The 19,955-nt window shown below is 62.6% G+C and carries 18 protein-coding genes, 1 tRNA gene and 1 pseudogene; 11 read left to right on the top strand and 9 right to left on the bottom strand.

The features are described 5' to 3' along the window. The first annotated feature begins 165 nt into the window (after positions 1 to 165). Positions 166 to 1,074, top strand: a complete 909-nt coding sequence (locus tag P9217_RS04750; protein WP_278086512.1) for an MBL fold metallo-hydrolase — start codon at positions 166 to 168, stop codon at positions 1,072 to 1,074. A gap of 1 nt (position 1,075) precedes the next feature. On the opposite strand, the gene P9217_RS04755 is transcribed toward P9217_RS04750, so the two are convergent. Together P9217_RS04755 and P9217_RS04760 are read right to left on the bottom strand one after the other, a co-directional pair. Further along, positions 1,076 to 1,861 (bottom strand): DUF1499 domain-containing protein, encoded by a 786-nt coding sequence (locus P9217_RS04755; protein WP_278086511.1) that lies wholly within the window; start codon positions 1,859 to 1,861, stop codon positions 1,076 to 1,078. 79 nt (positions 1,862 to 1,940) lie between these two features. Continuing rightward, positions 1,941 to 3,569, bottom strand: a complete 1,629-nt coding sequence (locus P9217_RS04760) for a fatty-acid--CoA ligase (protein WP_067327903.1) — start codon at positions 3,567 to 3,569, stop codon at positions 1,941 to 1,943. A gap of 196 nt (positions 3,570 to 3,765) precedes the next feature. Here P9217_RS04760 and P9217_RS04765 point away from each other — a divergent pair, with 196 nt between their 5' ends. Next, positions 3,766 to 4,122 carry a hypothetical protein gene (locus P9217_RS04765; RefSeq protein WP_067327902.1) on the top strand — a complete coding sequence of 119 codons (357 nt, stop codon included), beginning with the start codon at positions 3,766 to 3,768 and terminating at the stop codon, positions 4,120 to 4,122. Between the two features lie 159 nt (positions 4,123 to 4,281). After that, positions 4,282 to 4,672, top strand: a pseudogene (locus tag P9217_RS04770) (DUF427 domain-containing protein). A 77-nt stretch (positions 4,673 to 4,749) separates the two neighbouring features. On the opposite strand, the gene P9217_RS04775 reads toward P9217_RS04770, so the two are convergent. The 3 genes from P9217_RS04775 to ppdK form a co-directional block, all read right to left on the bottom strand. Beyond that, positions 4,750 to 5,496 carry a polysaccharide deacetylase family protein gene (locus P9217_RS04775; RefSeq protein ID WP_206519879.1) on the bottom strand — a complete coding sequence of 249 codons (747 nt, stop codon included), beginning with the start codon at positions 5,494 to 5,496 and terminating at the stop codon, positions 4,750 to 4,752. Positions 5,497 to 5,648: 152 nt separating this feature from the next. Continuing rightward, on the bottom strand, positions 5,649 to 6,752 hold the full coding sequence (locus P9217_RS04780; protein ID WP_127243565.1) for a glycosyltransferase family 9 protein: 1,104 nt from the start codon (positions 6,750 to 6,752) through the stop codon (positions 5,649 to 5,651). Between the two features lie 121 nt (positions 6,753 to 6,873). After that, positions 6,874 to 9,558, bottom strand: coding sequence for a pyruvate, phosphate dikinase (ppdK, locus tag P9217_RS04785; RefSeq protein WP_278086509.1), 2,685 nt, complete (start codon positions 9,556 to 9,558; stop codon positions 6,874 to 6,876). Positions 9,559 to 9,776: 218 nt separating this feature from the next. Here ppdK and P9217_RS04790 point away from each other — a divergent pair, with 218 nt between their 5' ends. From P9217_RS04790 to P9217_RS04805, 4 genes are all read left to right on the top strand, one after another. Then, positions 9,777 to 10,121 carry a VOC family protein gene (locus tag P9217_RS04790; protein WP_066997872.1) on the top strand — a complete coding sequence of 115 codons (345 nt, stop codon included), beginning with the start codon at positions 9,777 to 9,779 and terminating at the stop codon, positions 10,119 to 10,121. Positions 10,122 to 10,291: 170 nt separating this feature from the next. Then, positions 10,292 to 10,366 (top strand) — tRNA-Gln (locus tag P9217_RS04795). A 359-nt stretch (positions 10,367 to 10,725) separates the two neighbouring features. Then, positions 10,726 to 11,673 carry an ABC transporter substrate-binding protein gene (locus P9217_RS04800; protein ID WP_127239379.1) on the top strand — a complete coding sequence of 316 codons (948 nt, stop codon included), beginning with the start codon at positions 10,726 to 10,728 and terminating at the stop codon, positions 11,671 to 11,673. A gap of 131 nt (positions 11,674 to 11,804) precedes the next feature. Next, positions 11,805 to 12,440, top strand: coding sequence for a TetR/AcrR family transcriptional regulator (locus tag P9217_RS04805; RefSeq protein WP_066997878.1), 636 nt, complete (start codon positions 11,805 to 11,807; stop codon positions 12,438 to 12,440). A gap of 61 nt (positions 12,441 to 12,501) precedes the next feature. Here the strand turns inward: P9217_RS04805 and P9217_RS04810 are convergent, their stop codons facing one another. The 3 genes from P9217_RS04810 to P9217_RS04820 are packed head-to-tail and all read right to left on the bottom strand — an operon-like array spanning position 12,502 to position 15,348. Beyond that, positions 12,502 to 13,173, bottom strand: a complete 672-nt coding sequence (locus P9217_RS04810) for a 4-carboxy-4-hydroxy-2-oxoadipate aldolase/oxaloacetate decarboxylase (RefSeq protein ID WP_067327894.1) — start codon at positions 13,171 to 13,173, stop codon at positions 12,502 to 12,504. Positions 13,174 to 13,208: 35 nt separating this feature from the next. Continuing rightward, positions 13,209 to 14,231, bottom strand: coding sequence for an amidohydrolase family protein (locus tag P9217_RS04815; RefSeq protein ID WP_127239381.1), 1,023 nt, complete (start codon positions 14,229 to 14,231; stop codon positions 13,209 to 13,211). 19 nt (positions 14,232 to 14,250) lie between these two features. After that, complete coding sequence (locus P9217_RS04820) at positions 14,251 to 15,348, bottom strand: alcohol dehydrogenase catalytic domain-containing protein (protein WP_164746630.1); 1,098 nt, start codon at positions 15,346 to 15,348, stop codon at positions 14,251 to 14,253. A gap of 236 nt (positions 15,349 to 15,584) precedes the next feature. Here P9217_RS04820 and P9217_RS04825 point away from each other — a divergent pair, with 236 nt between their 5' ends. Both P9217_RS04825 and P9217_RS04830 read left to right on the top strand, forming a co-directional pair. Then, positions 15,585 to 15,938: a DoxX family membrane protein gene (locus P9217_RS04825; RefSeq protein WP_066997887.1), complete on the top strand. Its 354-nt coding sequence runs from the start codon at positions 15,585 to 15,587 to the stop codon at positions 15,936 to 15,938. Positions 15,939 to 15,966: 28 nt separating this feature from the next. Then, positions 15,967 to 16,506 carry a cupin domain-containing protein gene (locus P9217_RS04830; RefSeq protein WP_067327891.1) on the top strand — a complete coding sequence of 180 codons (540 nt, stop codon included), beginning with the start codon at positions 15,967 to 15,969 and terminating at the stop codon, positions 16,504 to 16,506. A 54-nt stretch (positions 16,507 to 16,560) separates the two neighbouring features. Here the strand turns inward: P9217_RS04830 and P9217_RS04835 are convergent, their stop codons facing one another. Next, positions 16,561 to 17,460 (bottom strand): LysR family transcriptional regulator, encoded by a 900-nt coding sequence (locus P9217_RS04835; protein WP_127239383.1) that lies wholly within the window; start codon positions 17,458 to 17,460, stop codon positions 16,561 to 16,563. A gap of 107 nt (positions 17,461 to 17,567) precedes the next feature. Here P9217_RS04835 and P9217_RS04840 point away from each other — a divergent pair, with 107 nt between their 5' ends. Together P9217_RS04840 and purU are read left to right on the top strand one after the other, a co-directional pair. After that, a complete protein-coding gene (locus P9217_RS04840; RefSeq protein ID WP_127239384.1) occupies positions 17,568 to 18,947 on the top strand; it encodes an aminomethyltransferase family protein in 1,380 nt (459 codons plus the stop codon). Positions 18,948 to 19,103: 156 nt separating this feature from the next. Then, the gene (gene purU / locus P9217_RS04845) at positions 19,104 to 19,952 is read left to right on the top strand and encodes a formyltetrahydrofolate deformylase (RefSeq protein ID WP_127239385.1); all 849 of its coding nucleotides are present in this window, start codon (positions 19,104 to 19,106) and stop codon (positions 19,950 to 19,952) included. Positions 19,953 to 19,955 lie beyond the last annotated feature (3 nt).

Consider the following 19,955-nt stretch of genomic DNA (forward strand, 5'->3'; position numbering starts at 1 on the left):
GCGCGTCGCGGAGAAACGAGTTCAGGCGGCGCGCTTCAAGATTTCGTCCTGATGCGTGTCGTTCTCCCAAGACTGCTGCGCAGTTTTGGGCGACATGCATTGATTTTCCTATATTGGCTTCGGCAGGATGCGGCAATCATTTTGCCGCGAGCAGCAGGACCCGGCATGACACTTGAATTCGACGCACGCTTCGATCCTGCCTATGGTCAGGCGGTCACGGTCGCTCCGGACGTCCAGCGCGTCACGGCCAGGAACCCGAGCCCGTTCACCTTCCACGGCACCAACAGCTACCTCGTCGGCCGCGACACGCTGGCAGTGATCGATCCAGGTCCGGACGACGATGAGCATCTCGGAACGCTGCTCACGGCAATAGGCGGCAGGCCGGTCAGCCATATCTTCGTCAGCCATACCCACCGCGATCATTCGCGGCTCGCGGCGCGGCTGAAAGAACGCACGGGCGCTCCCGTGCTCGCCGAGGGCCCGCATCGGCCGGCGCGGCGGCTGCGCATCGGCGAGATCAATCCGCTGGATGCCAGTGCCGATTTGGGCTTCGTGCCCGACATTGCGCTGGCGGACGGCAGCCTTACCCATGGCGACGGCTGGGCGATCCGCACCGTGCTGACGCCAGGGCATACCGCCAACCACGCGGCCTTTGCGCTGGAGGGGACAGGCATCCTGTTTTCGGCCGACCATGTCATGGCCTGGGCCACATCCATCGTGGCGCCGCCCGACGGGGCGATGGCCGACTATATGAAATCGCTCGACCGGCTGATCGAGCGCGACGACCGCCTGCTGTTGCCCGGCCATGGCGGACCGGTGACCGCGCCGCGCAGCTTCATGCGCGGGCTGAAGACTCATCGCAAGATACGCGAGCAGGCGATCCTGGAACGCATCCTGAGCGGCGACCGAACCATCAAGGAGATGGTCGCGGCGATCTATCGCGGCACCGACCCGCGGCTGCATGGCGCAGCCGGCCTTTCGGTTCTCGCGCATCTCGAGGACCTGGTGGCCCGCGGTCTCGTCGCCAGCGAAGGCGACCCGGCGATCGACGGGATTTTCAGGCCTGCCGGTTGACTCACTCGGCCGGCGCCGCGCCGACCTGGCCGGCGACCTCCTGATCGAGCTCGGCGAGGAAATCGGTGATACGGGCGGCATTGTCGCCCAAGTCATGACGCCCGTAGCGCGAGGCCGAACGCATGTCCACGACGACCGAATCGCCGTCGTCGGCGACGCGGATGGCCACATCTGCCGGCAGGCCGAGCACCAAGCCCCTGGCGACCGCGGTGATCGTCGCCTCGCTCTGGCCGTTGATGTCGGGATAGGGCGCGGTCAGCTGCCAGTCCCGCCGGTCGAGCACGGTCTCGACAGCATCGACCACGGTTTCGAAGGGCAGGTTGTAGCTCCGCCCGCTAACCAGCGGATATGCTTCCGCCTGCAGGCTCTGCTCGCCGGGCGTCGGCGGTGACAGCGCGTTCATGTCGCTTGTCCGGTCGCTGGTGTCGAGCGCCGGCGGGTCGTCGACGTCGGTCGAAATGTCGCGCAGCGGCGGATAGATGGTCGCCCAGTAGGCGGCGACACCGAAAGGCGCAAGCACCAGCACTGCCAGCAGGGCGCCGACGCTGAGATCGCGGCCGCCGCGGTCGCCGAAATTCCACAGCCTCGACAGTGCAAGCCCGGCGAGCAGCAGCGCGAGCGCCGCAAGCAGCGCAACGAGCGCCAGCACCCACAGGAAAGGCGGGGTGTCGACAAGGTCGAGGCGGTAGCCGGCAACGACGGTCAGCAAAAGGACGAGCGAGAATGCCCCCATCCGCCGCGACCAGCCGGCCGCCCTCGACGTCTGCCGTTCAGGAATTGTAGCCATCGTCTGCCGCATTACCCCAGTCCGCATCGAGACTTAGAGCTTTTTGCGCCAGCCTTGAAGCCGAAAGATTTAACAATCCTCAATCCGTCGGCAGCCGATACTCCTTGAATTGCTGGCGCAAGGTGGTCTTCTGGATCTTGCCCGTCGCCGTGTGGGGAATCTCGCCGACGAAGGCGACGTCGTCGGGCATCCACCACTTGGCCACCTTTCCGCTCATGAAGGTCAGGATATCGCTCTTGCTCGGCTCCTTGCCCGGCTTGCACACGACCACCAGCAGAGGGCGCTCGCCCCATTTGGAGTGCGGCACGCCGATGGCCGCCGCCTCCGCCACATCGGAATGCCCGACGGCCAGGTTCTCCAGATCAATGGTGGAGATCCACTCGCCGCCCGATTTGATGACATCCTTGGCGCGGTCGGTGATCTGCATATAGCCGCTGGCGTCGATATGGGCGACGTCGCCGGTGTCGAACCAGCCGTCGGCGTCGAACTGCTCGGCGCCGACGCCGCCGTAATAGGCGCGCGCGACCGCCGGGCCGCGAACTTTCAGTCGCCCGAAGGTCTTGCCGTCCCAGGGCAGCGCGTTGTTCTCGTCGTCTGTCACCTTCATTTCAACGCCGAAGGGCGGGTGGCCCTGCTTGCCCTGGATATCGAGCCTGGCATCGCCGGTCAGCCCTTCATATTCCGGCTTCATGGTGCACAACGTGCCGAGTGGCGACATTTCGGTCATGCCCCAGGCATGCACCACCTCAACCGCGTATTTGTCCTGGAACTTGGCGGTGATGGCGCGCGGGCAGGAGGAACCGCCGATGACGACCTTGTTGAGATAAGGCAGCTTTTTGCCGGTCTCCTCGAGATATTGCAGCAGCATCATCCATACCGTCGGCACAGCGGCGCTGAAAGTTACCTTCTCGGTGTCGAGCAATTCGTAGATCGAGGCGCCATCCATCTTGCAGCCTGGCATCACCAGCTTGGCCCCGATCATCGGCGCGGCCTGACCGAGTCCCCAGGCATTGGCATGGAACATCGGCACCACGGGCAGGACGACGTCGCGCGTCGAAACGCCCATGGCGTCGGGCATGGCGGCCATCATGGCGTGCAGCACGTTCGAGCGATGGCTGTAGACGACGCCCTTCGGATCGCCGGTCGTGCCCGACGTGTAGCACATCCCAGCAGCCGTGTTCTCGTCGAATGTCTTCCAGGCGAAGGCGCCGTCGGCCTCGGCAAGCCATTCCTCATAGGCGACAGCGTTCGGCAACGAGGTTTGCGGCATATGGGCCTGGTCGGTCAGCACGATCACCTGCCTGAGCGACCTGATCTGGCTGGCGATCTTTTCCAGCAGCGGCACGAAGGTCAGGTCGACGAAGATCGCCTTGTCCTCGGCGTCGTTCATGATCCAAGCGATCTGTTCGGGAAACAGGCGCGGATTGAGCGTGTGGTAGATCGCGCCGATCCCCATGATGCCGTACCAGGCCTCGATGTGGCGGGCGGTGTTCCAGGCAAGCGTTGCGATGCGGTCGCCGAGCCCGAAGCCGTCAAGCTCCAACCGCTGCGCCGCTTTGAGCGCCCGATGACGGATGTCGGCAAAGGTGGTGCGCACGATCGGGCCTTCGATCGAACGCGACACGATCTCGCGCCCGCCGTGCTGGCGTTCGGCGTGATCGATCAGCTTATGGCAGAGCAGCGGCCATTCCTGCATCAGTCCGAGCATCTCGGCTCCTCCCCTTTTTTTCGCGCTTCCGCGTCATGTTTCACGCATTGTGGAATGATCCGGCGGATTGTCCAGCCACCATAAGTCCAAGGCGGTCGGATGGGCGGAGGACCCCTGAAACCCGCCATAATCCGGCCATCGTCGCCGTTAAGATTCATTAATGGGCTGGGTGAGATTGGCGAATGGAGAGATTCGCATGGACGTGCAGCTCGATGAAAAAGCCCTCGAAAGCACGCTTGCCGAAAGTCTGGACGATCTGACGCCGGACTCCAAAACCGTTTCCGACGATGAATTTGCCGAAGTCGTCGGCGGCGCGCTGGAGGCCGTCGGCGGAACGCTGCTGTTCAAGATGTGCGTCGAGAATGATGGAGAAGGCCAGTATGTCGCCGCCGCAAGCGTCGGCGACGGCGGTAACCGCCAGTTCCTGCTGCTCACGCTGCCGACCGCCGGCGGCGCGCTGAAGGTCGAGACAGCGGCGAGAAGCAGCAATCCGGTCGCCGGCATCGCTGCCGCCTATGCCGGCCTCATGGACGCATTCCAGGCCGCCGCCTGACTGTCGGCGCCGGTTAGAACATTATTTCGCCTGCACGCTATTTTGCGTCATCGCGCCGCCTTGCGCGAGGCGTCGGGCCGATCCACCTTTGACGGACGAGAGCGGTTCCGAACGGAAAAACCGCCACGCACCTTCCTCAAACTGCCGAGGAGACCCGTCTTGGACAAGCGTGCCAACCCCGCCCCCGGCTTTCAGCGCAATCCCGACAAGGTGATAACGATCGAGCCTTATCGCGGCACCGTCACGGTCAGCGCCGGCGACGTCGTCATCGCCCGGTCTACCCGGGCCAGGCTCTTGTCGGAACCGCCCTACCCGGCGGTTTTCTATATTCCCTTCGACGATATCGATCTCAGCAAGCTCGCCAGGACCGAGCATTCGACGCATTGTCCCTACAAGGGCAACGCGAGCTATTGGAGCGTGCTGCCGGCCGGCGACAGCGGCAGGGACGCGATGTGGGCCTATGAGCAGGCCTTTCGACGAAGTGGTCGAGATCCGCGATCACGGCGCGTTCTATACGGGCAAGGTGACGGTCGAGACTAAGCCGGAGTGATAGACTGCGGCGGAAAGCATCGCGGATCTCCGAGGTCGCTGAGCCTCCCAGCCGTCGTCATCAACCTCCGCCACGGATTAATCCGTGGTGCCGTCGTTGCCGACGTCGTCGGCGTCGTCCAGCCGAACGAAGGTCAGGCCCTTCTGCTTCAGGGCGAGCAGGCCCTGGACGACACCCTCGCCCGCGGCATGGGTCGGCTGGTTGATGTGAGCGATGATGACGTCGCCATCCTTGGCAGCGGCGATGCGCCGGGCGGTTTCCCTGGCGCCGAGCAGTGAGCCGCCGTCGCCATTGACGGAAAAGCCCGCGACCTTGAAGCCCAGCTTGCGGATCATGGCGATCGCCGACGGGCTGTATTCGGCGGTGGCGCCGCGAAACCATTTCGGCGGCGGGCCGCCAGCGCTCGCAAGCGCCGCGGCACCCGACTCGACCTCGGCCTGAACGGCATCTGGACTGCCGGCACTGCTGATGCCGTAGATCTTGCGGGGCGTGTCGACCGCCGGGATATGGCGGCCACCGTGGTTTTCCAGTTCGAACAGATCAGGATGCGCGCGCATGATCCCGACAGCGGCGGCGTTGCGCTTCAGCCAGATGCCGGTGACGAAGATAGTCGCGGGAATTTTGTTTTCGACCAGGGCCGAAAGAATGCGCGTATCGGTCTTCCCGCCGCAGGCGTCCAGCGTGAGCGCGACACGGCCACCGCCGCCTTGCGGCGTCAGATGCAACGTCGGTTCGACCAGCGTCCCGGCATTGCCAGCCGAGACCACGACAAGCGATAGCGCGATCGCGCAAAGAGATTTTTGAAGCAAACCCGTCATTCCCATGCCCGGCCCGTCAAGCCGCTCAACCGCAAGATGGCCTCAACAAGACGCGCATCTAGGCGAAAATCGGAACGGTTCGCATCCGAAAAGCCACCGCGCGACAATTTGCATGGAGAGTAGCTGCAAAAGCTCAACACGCCTTTAGCAGACTTGAGCTAGACCGCCTGCTCAAGCGCCACGTCGGTACGCGCCAAAAGTTCGCGCACCGCCTCGACCACGGAATCCACTTCAAGGCGCCAGACACAGCATGCCTTGCTCGAATCGGTCCGACGGCACAGGTCGCCGCCGACGCAATCGCAGGGCATGGAGGGGCGCAACGAGATGCTGGGGACGCCGACCGGGCCCCATCGAACCGGATTGGTCCGGCCGAACAGACCGACGACCGGAGTGCCGGCTGCGGCCGCCATATGCATCGGGCCGCTCTCATTGCCGAGGAATAATCTGGCCTCCTTGAGCAGCGCCAGCAACGTTTCGAGCGAGAGCGTGCCGACCAGATTGACGACCGGCGTTTTCGCTGCCGCCATGATCTTGTCCGCCGCCTCGTGCTCATCAGGGCCGCCGATCAGCACAGCGTCCAGGCCAGTTTCGGACGATATCCGTTCGATCGCGGCCGCAAAGCGCTCCGGCTGCCAGCGACGCCCGATGAAGCTCGCCCCCGCATGCACCGCCACGAAGGCATTTGGCCGCAAATGATGCTTGCTCAGCAAGGCGAGCGCTTGCGTCGTTTCGAAGGGCAGCGGGCGGATAGCCGGTGCCCTGACGCGCAGGTCGACGCCGAGCACCTCGAGCGGCGACAAATAGCGGAAGAGATAATGTTTTTCGCCGAATCCGTACGGCTTCATCCTGACATTGGCAGGCTGGCGCTCAAGCCAGCGCAGAGGTCGCTCCGTCGGATAGTGGCCGACACGAATCGGGGCACGGACCAATCCGGACACCAGCCGCGAAGTCTTGGAATCGGTGATGTCGATGACCATGTCGAAGCGGTGCCGCCGCAAAGTTCGCACAACCCGGACAAGCTCGCGCCCGCGCTGGAGCGGCGTGCCGCGCATGCCGGCACGGCTGAACGAAACGACCTCCGCTGCGATGCCATGCGCTGTTAGAAATCCAGCAAACCTGGCATCGCACAGGAACACGACCTTCACACCTGGATATCCGAGCTGAAGGTTCTTCGCCAAGGCAGAGGCAAGCACGATGTCGCCTATGAACTTGGTCTGCATGATCAGGATCGATCGGAAAGAGGTGGGGGAAATCTGCAACATCTGTTTCACGCCCCGAGTAATTCGGAACCAGAAACTGCCCAGGAACGATGTCGAGATTGAGAACCAGCGCGCGCACGTTCGCGTGAGTTTCCATACGAAATCGTAAGATGGAGCGCGCCGTTCAGGCGCGCTTGGCTCTTCCCTTCGCGGCCTCCACGGCCGCCTGGGCCGCAGCCAGCCGGGCAATCGGTACACGGTAAGGCGAGCATGACACATAGTCGAGGCCGACCTCTTCGCAGAAGCGGATCGAGGCCGGGTCGCCGCCATGCTCGCCGCAAATGCCGAGCTTGATGTCGGGTCGTGTTCCCTTGCCCTTTTCCGCCGCAATCCGCACCAGTTCGCCGACACCGTCGATGTCCAGCGAAACGAACGGATCCTGTTCGATGATACCTTTCTGCCGGTAGGTTTCAAGGAAGGAGGCCGCATCGTCGCGCGAGATGCCGAAAGTCGTCTGGGTCAGATCGTTGGTGCCGAAGGAGAAGAACTCGGCCGCTTCGGCAATGACATGGGCGCGGATGGCTGCGCGCGGCAGCTCGATCATGGTGCCGGTAAGATAGTCGATCTTGGTGCCGGTCTCCTGCATGACGCTTTGCGCGACGGCATCGATGCGCGCCTTGACGTATTGCAGCTCCTTCACGAGGCCGACCAGCGGCACCATGATTTCGGGCACCACCAGCGCGCCGGCCTTGTGGCCGGCCTGAACCGCCGCCTCGAAAATGGCGCGTGCCTGCATCTCGGCGATCTCGGGATAGGAGACCGCCAGACGGCAGCCGCGATGCCCGAGCATCGGATTGAACTCATGCAGCGCCTCGGTACGCTGCCTGAGCTTGTCCGCCGGCACATTCATGGCGGTCGCGACCTCGGCGAGCTCGGCGTCGGTCTTGGGCAGGAATTCGTGCAACGGCGGGTCCAGCAGGCGGATCGTCACCGGCAAGCCCGCCATGATCTCGAACAGCTCGAGGAAATCCGAACGCTGCATCGGCAGAAGCTTGTCGAGCGCCGAGCGCCTGTCCTTCTCGGTGTCGGCCAGGATCATCTCGCGCATGGCGATAATGCGGTCACCTTCGAAGAACATGTGCTCGGTGCGGCAAAGGCCAATGCCTTCGGCGCCGAAGGAGCGCGCCATGCGCGCGTCGAGCGGCGTCTCGGCATTGGTGCGCACCTTCATGCGGCGCGCGGCATCGGCCCATTCCATGATGGCGGCGAAGTCACCGGACAGCTCCGGCTGCAGCATGGCGACGGCGCCCTTCAGCACCTGGCCGTTGCCGCCGTCGATGGTGATGATGTCACCCTTGCGGAAGGTCTGGCCCATCGAGATCAGCGTGCCGGCCTTGTAGTCGACTCGCAGCGAGCCGGCACCCGACACACAGGGCTTGCCCATGCCGCGCGCCACCACGGCGGCATGACTGGTCATGCCGCCGCGCGTGGTGAGGATGCCTTCGGCGGCATGCATGCCGTGGATGTCCTCCGGGCTGGTCTCGACGCGCACGAGAATGACCTTGCGGCCTTGCGCCTTGGCATCCTCGGCCTCACCGGAGGAGAAGACGATCTCGCCGGTGGCCGCACCCGGCGAGGCCGGCAGGCCGACGCCGATGACGTCGCGCGCCGCCTTGGGATCGATGGTCGGATGCAGGAGCTGGTCGAGCGAGGCCGGATCGATGCGGGCGACCGCCTCCTCTTTCGTGATCAGCCCGTCTTTCGCCATCTCGACGGCAATCCTGAGCGCCGCCTTGGCGGTGCGCTTGCCGGAGCGGGTCTGCAGCATCCACAATTTGCCGCGCTCGATGGTGAATTCGAGGTCCTGCATGTCGCGGTAATGCTTCTCCAGCCGGTCGGAAATATCGACGAAGGCCTGGAAAGCTTCCGGCATCAGTTTCTGCAGCGAGGGCTTGTCGGAGCCCGCAGCGATGCGCGCGGCCTCGGTGATGTTCTGCGGCGTGCGGATGCCGGCCACCACGTCCTCGCCCTGCGCATTTGCCAGGAATTCGCCATAGAGCTGCTTTTCGCCGGTCGAGGGATTGCGGGTGAAGGCAACGCCGGTGGCGGAGGTGTCGCCCATATTGCCGAACACCATGGCCTGGACGTTGACCGCCGTGCCCCAGCTTTCCGGGATGTCGTGCAGGCGACGGTAGGTGATGGCGCGGTTGTTCATCCAGCTCGAAAACACGGCGCCGATGGCGCCCCAGAGCTGCTCGCGCGGGTCCTGCGGGAACGGCTTGCCGAGCTCCTCCTCGACCTTGGCCTTGTAGAGCGCGATCACACCCTGCCATTCGATGGCCGTCAGTTCGGTGTCGAGCTCATGGCCGAGGCTCGCCTTCTGGTCCTCGAGAATTTCCTCGAAAACCTCGTGATCGAGGCCCATGACGACGTCGGAATACATCTGGATGAAGCGGCGGTAACTGTCATAGGCAAAGCGGGCATCGCCGGAATCGGCGGCAAGCGCCTCCACCGTCTCGTCGTTGAGGCCGAGATTGAGCACGGTATCCATCATGCCTGGCATCGAAGCGCGGGCGCCGGAGCGCACCGAGACCAGAAGCAGCTTCGACGGATCGCCGAAATTGCGGCCGGTGAGCCTGCCGATATGGTCGAGCGCCGCCAGGACATCCGCTTCAAGCGATGTCGGATAGGTGCGGCCGTTGGCGTAATAGGCATTGCAGACTTCAGTGGTGATGGTGAAGCCCGGCGGCACCGGCAGGCCGAGGCTGCACATCTCGGCAAGGTTGGCGCCCTTGCCGCCGAGCAGGTTGCGATCACCGGCTCGGCCTTCAGCGGCACCGTCGCCGAAGGTGTAAACCCACTTGGTCATGCATGCCCTCCAGGTCCCTTGGAAGATAGACAACACCCGGGCCAAGGCCCCGGTCCCCGCCCTTCCGATCCGAGCGATAAGATGCTGCATTGCGAAAGGCAAGCGCCGGCAAAGCAAGCGCCGCGACTACAATCGATTAAGCAAAAGCTGCGTCAAAAAGACTTGCCGGTGTGAGTTGCGCGAGATAGAACACAACAAGAACAAAGTGGAGTAGCGCGATGAAACTCGAGGGAAAACTCGACTATCTGGAACTTCCGGCCACCGGCGGCACGCTGGACAGCGTCAAATCCTTCTACAGCGCGGCGTTTTCCTGGTCTTTCACCGATTACGGGCCAACTTACTCCGCTTTTGCCGAGGGGCTCGACGGCGGCTTCCAGGCCGATGCGGGCGAAGCGCCCGCCAGACCGCTGCCCGTGCTCTATTCCGAAAACCTGGAGGAGACGCTGGAGGCCGTTGAGAATGCCGGAGGCAGCATCATCAAGCCGATCTTTTCCTTCCCAGGCGGCAGGCGGTTCCACTTCACCGACCCGGCCGGCAACGAGTTGGCCGTGTGGGGCGAATAGCCCGCAATTCCGGTCGCCGGATCGATCTCCCTCCAGATTACGCCCGAACGCGGCGGCAATCCGCCGGCGCAGACATGCGGCTAGATTACTTTGGATGTCAGAGGTCCAGGCATTGAGCTTTCGACCGGCTCGTCCTATAAGGCCGCGCGCAGCGGGCACCGCCCGGCTGCTGGGGCGTCGCCAAGTGGTAAGGCATCGGTTTTTGGTACCGACATTCCCAGGTTCGAATCCTGGCGCCCCAGCCAACCATTTTTTATCTTTTATTCAATGATTTAGCTAAATCGATCAGGTCTTCGTCTAGGGCACTCGGCTAGGGCCTTGGATTGCGTGGACCGGCAGCAAGAATCTGGCGTCCGGAACTGGACTTAAGAGAAGCGGCGCCGTTTAGGACCGCTTCGAATTCACGATAGCATGTGCAGTATGGTGCCAAGGGCCGTAGCCCCTGTTGGCCGCTTTTCGCGATCGAGAGCACGCGGACCATTGTTCACGGTAGCTCAGTCAGCCGGGCTGCGAGGAAAAAAGCGCGGCCGGTTGACATACCGCTTAGAATTCCAATACCTATAGTATTTAAACGCCCAGTGCTGAATACCGGCGGGAGGAGCCAATGGCCGAAAACACGACAGCTGATCCTTCCACGCCTGCCCAGCTTCGCCTCGCGGGCGGAGCGCAGGGATTCAATTGGCTTCCGGTCTTCCTTGCAGACGAGTTGGGATTATTCGGCAAGCACGGCATTGCCATCGAATACAAGCGCTTCGGCAGCGTCGACAAGGCAACGGGAGCTGTCCTTGAGGGTGAGGCCGACCTTGCGATTACGCCGCCAGAAGGAGCAGTCGCGGACTTCGTGAACGGTGGAGAACTGCGCATTGTTGCGGCCAATGCAGTGCGGCTGCCGATGTCTCTCGTGGCGCGGCCAGAAATCGCCACCCTGGCGGACCTTCGAGGAAAGAGGATTGGCACGTCCTCGCTCACCGAGGGTACTGCGATTTACACGCAGATTGTGCTGGCTTCCCAAGGACTGCACTACCCCGCCGACTACGAATTCGTGCTTGCGGGTATTCATACCAAACGGTGGGAGGCGCTGCAGGCCGGGCAAGTCGACTGTGCTCCCCAGCCCGCGCCGTGGAACTTCCTGGCCGAGGACCAAGGCTACAAGCTGATCGGCGAGGTCAATGAGTTCATACCCGAGATCCTCTTCACCGCGGTCATCGGCCGATCATCGTGGCTGCAAGCCAATCGAGATGTGGTCATACGCTTCATCAACGCCCTGATTGAGGCCCATGCGATCACCAATGAACCGGCGCGGCAGGACGTAACATTGCCGATCTTCCAACGCATCACCACGCCGGAAAGCTCCACCCTGGCCAATCGTGCTCTAGGATACATGCGTGACATGGGCATGTGGCCGGACAAGCTGGCCGTGCCGGCAAACGCATTGCGCACGACGATCGACCTGATGATCCGCGCGCATTTGCTCGATGAGGCCCTTCGGAGCCAAGCGCTGCACGCCTTCGATGCTTCTTACCTCGACGCCGCTTGCACCACTGTCGGCTGAACCCATCCTGCCGTGCACCAAAGCAATCCCGCAACTGACCCCTCACCTTCGCTTGCCCTTGGAGGTCGACGACCCTAAGTTGCTTGCTCAGATACGCTGGGTATCCCGATACGTTCATTGGATGATCAAAGATGGCGCGACTGACCCGTGAACAAAGCCAAGCCTTGACGCGCGAAAAGCTTTTGGCTTCGGCCAGCGAGATGGTGGCCCGAGACGGCTATTCCGGCGCATCGATCGAGCGGATCGCAGAGGAGGCCGGCTTCTCGAAGGGGGCCTTCTACTCCAATTTCACGAACAAGGAAGACATCTTCCTGCAACTGCTGGAGCGCAACGCCGGCGGAGATGTGGTCGAACTGACCGAAAGGCTTCGCAGCGTTGACGAGCCGAAGGATGTCATCGAATCCATTTGCGAATGGGCCAACCAACGCGCCAAGGACAAGCGCTGGGGAACGCTGGCCATCGACCTGCTGCGCATCGCGCGCCGCGACAACACGCTGGAGGATCGGCACCTGCGCCTGTTCAGGGACCAGTGGGAAGGGCTGGGCAGGCTGTTGTCGGAGAAGCTGTTTCCGTATGGGGATGCGGAACCCCGGCCACTCTATGTCGGCGGTATCGTCCTCGAACTCGTCTATGGCGGCATGTCGAGTTTTATGGACGACAGGGCGCCCGGCGAAATGGTGCGGGTCGCGCTGACGTCGATGCACGAGGCTCATCTTTTTAGGCACAAGAACGGAAAGGCCGTGCGCAAGCGGACTGCAGCGTCCTGACGCGAACCATGCCACGCCACGTTGGTGGGCCGACCGATTCTCCTTCGTGGACGTCGGGTGCCTATTCGTAGACAAGTCCCTTCAAGCGCAGCCGTTCGCGCATTGAGTTGACGTCCAGGCTGAGCTTGCCTGCAGCGTAGAGGCGACGTTTGTCTTCCTCGGCCGCCTCCCGCTCTCGTGCCGTTCTCGCAACCAACTCGGCATTGGCACGCGGCACCACGCAGACGCCATCATCATCGGCGACGATCACGTCGCCAGGGCAGATGCGGGCACCGGCGCAGATGATCGGAACCTGGCAATCGCACGGCGTCTCCTTTACCGTTCCCTGAGCGAAGATCGCCTTCGACCAGACCGGGAACTTCATCGCTCGCAAAGCGGCCACATCGCGCACGCCGGCATCGATCACGAGGCCTCGGATGCCGAGCGCCATCGCCGATTCAGCCAGAAGGTCGCCGAAAAATCCGTCTTCGCATGGAGAGATCGGAGTCACGACGAGCACATCGCCCGGCCGCGCCTGCTCCAATGCAACATGAATGGTCCAGTTGTCGCCCGGCGCCACCTCGCAGGTAAGCGCATTGCCGCCGATCCTGGCGCCGTCATAGATGGGACGCAGCCGCGAGGCCAGCAGCCCCTTGCGTCCCTGGGCCTCGTGAACGGTTGCCACCCCCAGCGCGCCCAGTGCGTCGCACACTTCGATCGGCGTACGTTCGGTGTTTGTCACGACTTTTGCCATTGATATCTCCAGAGATTCGTGCCGGCCGGACCTCGCTAGCGACCCTGTCGCTTGAGCCTCTCGTCCAGCCGCGGGTAGACTTTGCGCGCATTGCCCTCGAACACCGCCGCGCGGTCGGCTTCGTCGAGGCCCAAAGCATCGATGTAACGGCGCGTGTCGTCGAAGTTGAAGCCGGTCAGCGGGTCAGCCGCCTTGACCGCGCCCAGCAGTTCCGAGCCGAAGAGGATGTGGTCCGGACCGATCACGCGAAACAGCGTGTCGATCCCCGCCTGGTGGTAGACGCAGGTGTCGAAATAGACGTTGCGCATCAGGTGCGTGGCGAGATCCGGCTTTTCCATCATGATTGCCAGCCCGCGATAGCGGCCCCAGTGATAGGGAACCGCGCCGCCGCCGTGGGGAATGATTAGCTTGAGGTCTGGGAAAGCGCGAAACAGGTCGCCCTGGATCAGCTGCATGAACACCGTGGTGTCGGCATTGATGTAGTGCGCACCGGTGGTGTGCAGGCAGTCCGAGCACGCGCCCGAGACATGGATCATGGCCGGCACCTGGAGCTCGACCATCCTCTCGAAGAGCGGATACCAGTAGCGGTCATAGATTGGCGGCGCGGACCAGAAGCCGCCGGACGGATCGGGGTTGAGATTGCAGCCGACGAAGCCGAGCTCGTCCACACAGCGCTCGAGTTCAGCCAGCACAGGAGCGAGGTCACCGCTCATCGACTGCGGCAGCTGGCAGACACCGGCAAAGTTCAGCGGGAACAGGTCCACGATGCGCGCAATGAGATCATTGGAGACACGGGACCATTCGGCATTCAGCGCAGCGCTGCCGACATGATGACCCATGCCCGAGGCCCGGGGCGACAAAATTGTCACGTCCGAGCCGCGCTCCTGCTGAAGACGAAGCTGGTTTTCTTCGACGGTCGCGCGAAGCGTCTCGTCGCTTATGGCGGGATAGACCGGACCTGCGTCGCGCTGGCCCTCGGCAAACGCCACCTGGGCCTTGCGATAGGCATGATGCGCCGGGGGCTCGGTGGTGTAGTGACCGTGGCAGTCGATTATCATGGCATTCTCCAACCGCAGCTCAGGGCTCCAGCACATAGTTGGTGAAGCCACCGTCGCCCGAGGCTACGCCGTTGATCGCCTCATTGATCTGGTCCAGCGGATAGGTGCGGGCTTCCAGCACGGACAGGTCGACCGCGCCAGACCGGACCAGCTCCGCTATCTCGATGCCCTCCGCGGTGCTGAGCCAGGCCGAACCGGTGAGCACCATCGAATTGTCCATCCACCATTTGGTGTTGAACAGCATGTCGGCGCCCGTACCGCCGATGTTGACGATGGTGCCGCCGCGTTTGACGCCCATCATCGCGTCCCTCATGGCGTTGACGTCGGCCACCGCGCCAAGGCTGTCGAGCATGAGATCCGCGCCGGAGTGGTGCTTGGAGCGCACCCAGTCCGCGACCTTGCCGTCCAGGCTGGAAAAAATCTCGATCCGGTTCGGCGCGAGGCGCTTCAGCTTTTCCAGCAATGGCTTGCCGCGCGCGACCGCGTAGATGGTGGATATCCCCATGGCGAGCGCGAACATGGTGGCGCCGACACCCAGCGTCCCGGTCGCGCCGTTGATGATCAGCGACTTGCCCGCAAGGTTGCCCAGCTTCTTGAGCGCCGAATAGGACGTGCCGAGATAGCCCATGCGGGCAGCCTGCGGAAACGTCATATTGTCGGGTATCTTGACGATGGCGCTCTGGGGCGCGCGCATGAATTGAGCGAAGCCGCCGCCGGGATAGCGCTTGTAGATTTCCAGGCTGTTGCGATTGAACCCGAAATATCCGGCGAAGGTGAAGTAGTCGCACTTCATCTGGTTGCCGCTGGCGCAGGCGTGGCAGGCACCGCACGAACGCAACGGATTGACGTAGACACGGTCTCCGGGCTTCAAGGCAACGACCTGCTCGCCCACTTCGTGCACGATGCCGGCGGGGTCAAGGCCAAACGTCGCGGGCTTGGGAGGCAGCGGCTGGTGAGGATACCAGTTCTCCCAGTTGTTCAGCACGTTGGCGAGGTTCGGGACCATACCGCAGGCTTTGACCTCGACCACGACATCTGTTCCGCACGCTCGAGGCTTGGCGATCTCCTCGATCCGCATTGGTTCGTTTACCGCATGCAACCGTGCGGCGCGCATCATCACTGTCACGATGTTCCTCCTCAAATACCGCCAAACCGGATCGAGTTGACATTCCGATTGGACTGTGGATACCGTACAGTATCTGGATTGGGAGACGCAAGACCCGATTTGCGGTGCCGGTACCAACCATCGCTGCTGCCCTCGGGCCTACGCTCGATTTCGCAGGGTGGCTGGCGGCCAAAACCGGGCCCGCTCACAACGACTGCAGCCGTCACGCTGCTGGGAGGAGACGTACAATGCCGTTCGAGTTGCAGCCTCAGGACTGCCTGAGGATCCTATGTGGAGTCTGGTTCCTGCCGCATCTGATCGGGAAGGTCAGGAACTTCGATAAGGCGCCGGTCACATTTGAGAAGGCCGGTCTGAAGCCTGGCAAGGCATTCCTTGTCCTGACAATCGTCCTCGAGGTGCTTGCCGCGCTCGGCATGATTTTCAACGTCTATTCGAAAGCAGCAACCGGTTGCGCGATCGTCGTGCTGCTCGGAGCAGCCTACGCAGTGGTGAAGATCAACGGCGCCAAATGGCGCTGGCAGCAGATGGGACCGGAATTCCCGCTTTTTTGGGCGCTCGCTTGCCTCATCTCGGCACTGTGACTTTGAACATCTACCTGGGAGGTTTGATATGCAGGTTCGGCGCATCGTCACTGGCAGGGACAACGCCGGTAAGTCAGTGGTCGTCAGTGACGGTCCCTCCCCTGGGGAAATGGTCCTGCGCCACACGCCAGGTTTCGTATCGTCGCCACAGTGGAAAATCGAGGAGGCGCCAGAGCTGCGGAGCATCGACAACAAGGACCCCATGGAGACGACCGGCACCATGGTCATGCCGGCAGGCGGATCATCGTTCTGGATCATTACTTTCCCTCCCGACAGCGTCTACATGTCATCGGAATGGAACCCCGCGGTAGCTGGTCCCGAACTCATCGAGGCGTCACCTGGCATTGCCGAGCGGATGGAGCCGGACAGCCCTGGCATGCACCAGACCCCGACCGTCGACTACGTCACGGTGGTCAAGGGCAGACTGATCCTGGAACTCGATGACGGCAGGACTGTCGAGCTAAATGCCGGCGACACCGTAGTCCAGCAGGGCACTCGTCACGCATGGCGCAATCCAGGCGACCAGCCGGCGACGATCTCCGTGATCATGCTCGGCGCCACTGTCTGACGCGGCGGTTACCATCCCAGAGACCACACCAGCCTCGGCTGGGCTTCGGACCGCTCAGATCGTTGCCGCCACGTCGGCGAGGATCTGGCGCGTCCACGCATGCAGGCCCGAATAGTGAGAACGCTCGGTCCAATACATGTCGATCTGGATCAGCACCTCGAGAGGGAAAGGTTTTAACGTCAACTTGTCCGAAAGCCGGCGGGCCAGGCGATAGGGAATGGTCGCGACCAGCTCCGTGCCCCGGATCAATGCTTCAAGATTGTCGTGGCTCGGCACGATCACGCTCGGCGTAATCCTGACGTCGATTGCCCGAAGCGCCGCGAAGTACAACGCCTCCCACTGGCCATTGTGGGTCACGGCGATATGCCGCGTCTGCCGGTAGCGATCCATCGTCAGTTCGCCGGCCGCAAGCGGATGGCTGGAATCCATGATGCAAGCGTAGCGGTCGGTGAAGAGTTTGCGCCGGTAGTAGATATCGCCGAAAATCGCCACCGGGCCAAGCACGATATCGCAGATGTTTTCCTTGAGCTGCTGCCTGCCGTGCACCGCGGATTCAAAAATGTTGACTGCGATCTGGGGCGCCTGCTGCTGGACCTGGCGCACGAAGGCCGGCATCAGGAACATACGCTCGTGATGGTTACAGGAGATCGTCACGCTGCCCGTGGACGTAGCGGGATCAAAACCTTGCAGAGAGGACAACGCCTGCATGCGCTCGAGGACATCGCGCGCTTCCTGGGCGAGTTGACGGCATTTGTCGGTCGACAGGATCGAGTTGCCCTGCCGAACGAACATCGGGTCGTTGAAGGCCTTTCGAAGCCGCTTGATCGAATAGCTGATCGTCGACTGGTTGACGCCGAGGCGCTCCGACGCCTCTGAAAAGGACCGGCAGTCGTTGACCATGACCAATGCCTGCAAAGCATTCAGGTCGATCTGGGCAAGTTCCTCCGACAGCATGGCGCCTACTCTCTATGCAAAATTTCGATCACCTGTATCGAACCTATTGGGTTGTTAGATGTCCTGCAAGGGCTTAGCCGGAAAGGAGCTGCACAGGAGGATTGAAAATGGCTGCTAATCTCGAACAGAAGATCGCTGACGCTGGAAGCGCCCAAACCATGCTCTGGGAATCGCAGAGCCCGCCGATCGTCAGCACGCCGGTGACGCCGGAATTCACCAACTGGCGCGACGAACAGCTCGCTTGGCGCAGCAACGCCGTGCTCTATGACCAGTCGCACCATCTCGCCGACCTGAACATCCGCGGCAAGGATGCGCTGAAGCTCATCCGCGACACGGCGATCAACAGCGTTGAATACTTTCCCGTCAACGCCGCGAAGCAGTATGTAGCGGTCAACGACGAGGGCCAGCTCATCGGCGACAACATCCTGTTCCGCTATGAGGAAGACGAATTCCAGGCGGTGGGCATTCCGCCGACGATCAACTGGCTTCAGTATCATGCCGAGACCGGCGGTTACGACGTCGAGCTCGTGCGGGACAATCCGTCCTATGCCCGCAAGGGAAATCCGCTGTGCTACCGCTACGAGATCCAGGGACCTGGCGCGTTCAACGTGATCCGGGAACTCATCGGCGGCGAGCCGCCGGATGTGAAGTTCTTCCACGGCACCCGCTTCACGATCGCCGGCAAGATGGTCCGCGCGCTTCGCCACGGCATGGCGGGCGAACCAGGCTTCGAGTTCGTCGGGCCCTGGGCCGATCATGAGGTCGTTCGGGCCGCTCTGCTCGAGGCGGGCAAAAAGCACAACATGATTCAGGTCGGCGGCCGGGCTTACCTGACCAACTCGCTCGAGTCCGGATGGCTTCCGCGCCCGTTGCCGGCGTTCTACTCGGGCAAGAGCACGGCGGGCTTCCGCAAGTGGCTTGGCGCGGACGAGATCGATGCCAATGTGTCTCTCGGCGGAAGCTTCTTTTCCGAGAACATCGAGGACTATTACTTCTCGCCCTACGACGTGGGCTACGGAAAGATCGTCAAATTCGACCACGACTTCATCGGCCGCAAGGCCCTCGAGGCCCAGGTCGCCGACGGCCGGACCACGGCCAACCGCAAGGTGACGCTGCAGTGGAACGGCGACGACGTCGCCAAGGCGTGGGCCTCGATGTACCAGCCAGGTGTCGGAGCGAAGTTCATCAACCTTCCGATCGCCCACTACGCGACCTATCACTACGACCGGGTCGAGGCGCCAAACGGAAGCTTGGCCGGGCGTTCGCTTCATACCGGATACTCGGCCAACTACCGTTCGATGATGTCGATCGCGGTCGTGGATGCGGCAGTGGCAGAGCCTGGCACCGAACTGGTGGTGGTCTGGGGCGAGCCCAAGCCATCCTCCAAGGTGCAGGTTGAAGACCACGTGCAGTTCAAGATCCGCGCCACCGTCCACCCGGCGCCGATCGACGCGCACGCACGCACCAGCTATCGCAAGAACGCCTAAGCCGCACGCCTGAACCGAGGGCGGCATCACGGCCGCCCTCCCCTCACGGCAACCGCACCCGACGACAACAGACTGGCGGGACCTCCTGCCGGTGTCGCTTTGCGACGCGAGAAACCGCCTTGCCCTTCAGCTCGGCCGTCAACCCGGAGACCGGGTATGGAAAAGTCCTATCTGCTTACGCTCCAATGCAAGAACCGGCCGGGCATCGTCGCCGGCGTGGCGAGCCGTTTGGCAGCACATGGCGCCAACATCACCGCGGCCCAGCAATTCGACGACCCCGAGACGGATCGGTTCTTCATGAGGGTAGCGTTCGATTTGCCTTCGCCCCTCGATGATCTCGCCGGGCGTTTTTCCGAGGAGGTCAACCGCTTCGGCCTGCAATGGACATTGCGGCCCCAGAACCTGCCCCGCAAGGTTCTGCTGCTTGTCTCGAAATTCGACCACTGCCTGGTAGACCTGCTTTACCGCCAACGACTGGGCGAGTTGCCCATGCAGGTTGTCGCCATCGTCTCCAACCATCCGCGAGAAGGTCTCAACCTCGCCTCCGACGACGCCATTCCCTTCCACCACTTCCCGATCAGCCATGAGACCAAGGCCGCCCAGGAGGCGAAGATCAAGCGCGTGATAGAAGATAGCGGCGCCGAGCTTATCGTGCTGGCCCGCTATATGCAGATCCTATCCGACGACTTCTCAGCCTATCTCTCCGGCCGCTGCATCAACATCCACCATTCTTTCCTGCCGGGGTTCAAGGGCGCCAAGCCCTATCACCAGGCGCATGAGCGCGGCGTGAAGATGATCGGAGCAACGGCGCACTACGTCACCGAAGACTTGGACGAGGGTCCGATCATCGCCCAGGACGTCGAACATGTGACCCATGCCGACACGCCCGAGGACCTCGTTCGCAAGGGTCGGGACATCGAACGCCGCGTGCTGGCCCGCGCGGTCGCCTTCCACCTTCAGGATCGGGTCTTGCTCAATGGACGCAAGACCGTCGTCTTCGCCTAACAA

It is taken from the genome of Mesorhizobium sp. WSM4989, assembly GCF_029625795.1.
Lineage (GTDB): Bacteria > Pseudomonadota > Alphaproteobacteria > Rhizobiales > Rhizobiaceae > Mesorhizobium.

What these genes read in the sequence shown, in the direction of transcription:
- P9217_RS04750 (WP_278086512.1), top strand. Translation starts at nt 166, where the DNA reads ATGACACTTGAATTCGACGCACGCTTCGATCCTGCCTATGGTCAGGCG.
- P9217_RS04755 (WP_278086511.1), bottom strand. Translation starts at nt 1,861, where the DNA reads ATGGCTACAATTCCTGAACGGCAGACGTCGAGGGCGGCCGGCTGGTCG.
- P9217_RS04760 (WP_067327903.1), bottom strand. Translation starts at nt 3,569, where the DNA reads ATGCTCGGACTGATGCAGGAATGGCCGCTGCTCTGCCATAAGCTGATC.
- P9217_RS04765 (WP_067327902.1), top strand. Translation starts at nt 3,766, where the DNA reads ATGGACGTGCAGCTCGATGAAAAAGCCCTCGAAAGCACGCTTGCCGAA.
- P9217_RS04775 (WP_206519879.1), bottom strand. Translation starts at nt 5,496, where the DNA reads ATGGGAATGACGGGTTTGCTTCAAAAATCTCTTTGCGCGATCGCGCTA.
- P9217_RS04780 (WP_127243565.1), bottom strand. Translation starts at nt 6,752, where the DNA reads ATGTTGCAGATTTCCCCCACCTCTTTCCGATCGATCCTGATCATGCAG.
- ppdK (WP_278086509.1), bottom strand. Translation starts at nt 9,558, where the DNA reads ATGACCAAGTGGGTTTACACCTTCGGCGACGGTGCCGCTGAAGGCCGA.
- P9217_RS04790 (WP_066997872.1), top strand. Translation starts at nt 9,777, where the DNA reads ATGAAACTCGAGGGAAAACTCGACTATCTGGAACTTCCGGCCACCGGC.
- P9217_RS04800 (WP_127239379.1), top strand. Translation starts at nt 10,726, where the DNA reads ATGGCCGAAAACACGACAGCTGATCCTTCCACGCCTGCCCAGCTTCGC.
- P9217_RS04805 (WP_066997878.1), top strand. Translation starts at nt 11,805, where the DNA reads ATGGCGCGACTGACCCGTGAACAAAGCCAAGCCTTGACGCGCGAAAAG.
- P9217_RS04810 (WP_067327894.1), bottom strand. Translation starts at nt 13,173, where the DNA reads ATGGCAAAAGTCGTGACAAACACCGAACGTACGCCGATCGAAGTGTGC.
- P9217_RS04815 (WP_127239381.1), bottom strand. Translation starts at nt 14,231, where the DNA reads ATGATAATCGACTGCCACGGTCACTACACCACCGAGCCCCCGGCGCAT.
- P9217_RS04820 (WP_164746630.1), bottom strand. Translation starts at nt 15,348, where the DNA reads ATGATGCGCGCCGCACGGTTGCATGCGGTAAACGAACCAATGCGGATC.
- P9217_RS04825 (WP_066997887.1), top strand. Translation starts at nt 15,585, where the DNA reads ATGCCGTTCGAGTTGCAGCCTCAGGACTGCCTGAGGATCCTATGTGGA.
- P9217_RS04830 (WP_067327891.1), top strand. Translation starts at nt 15,967, where the DNA reads ATGCAGGTTCGGCGCATCGTCACTGGCAGGGACAACGCCGGTAAGTCA.
- P9217_RS04835 (WP_127239383.1), bottom strand. Translation starts at nt 17,460, where the DNA reads ATGCTGTCGGAGGAACTTGCCCAGATCGACCTGAATGCTTTGCAGGCA.
- P9217_RS04840 (WP_127239384.1), top strand. Translation starts at nt 17,568, where the DNA reads ATGGCTGCTAATCTCGAACAGAAGATCGCTGACGCTGGAAGCGCCCAA.
- purU (WP_127239385.1), top strand. Translation starts at nt 19,104, where the DNA reads ATGGAAAAGTCCTATCTGCTTACGCTCCAATGCAAGAACCGGCCGGGC.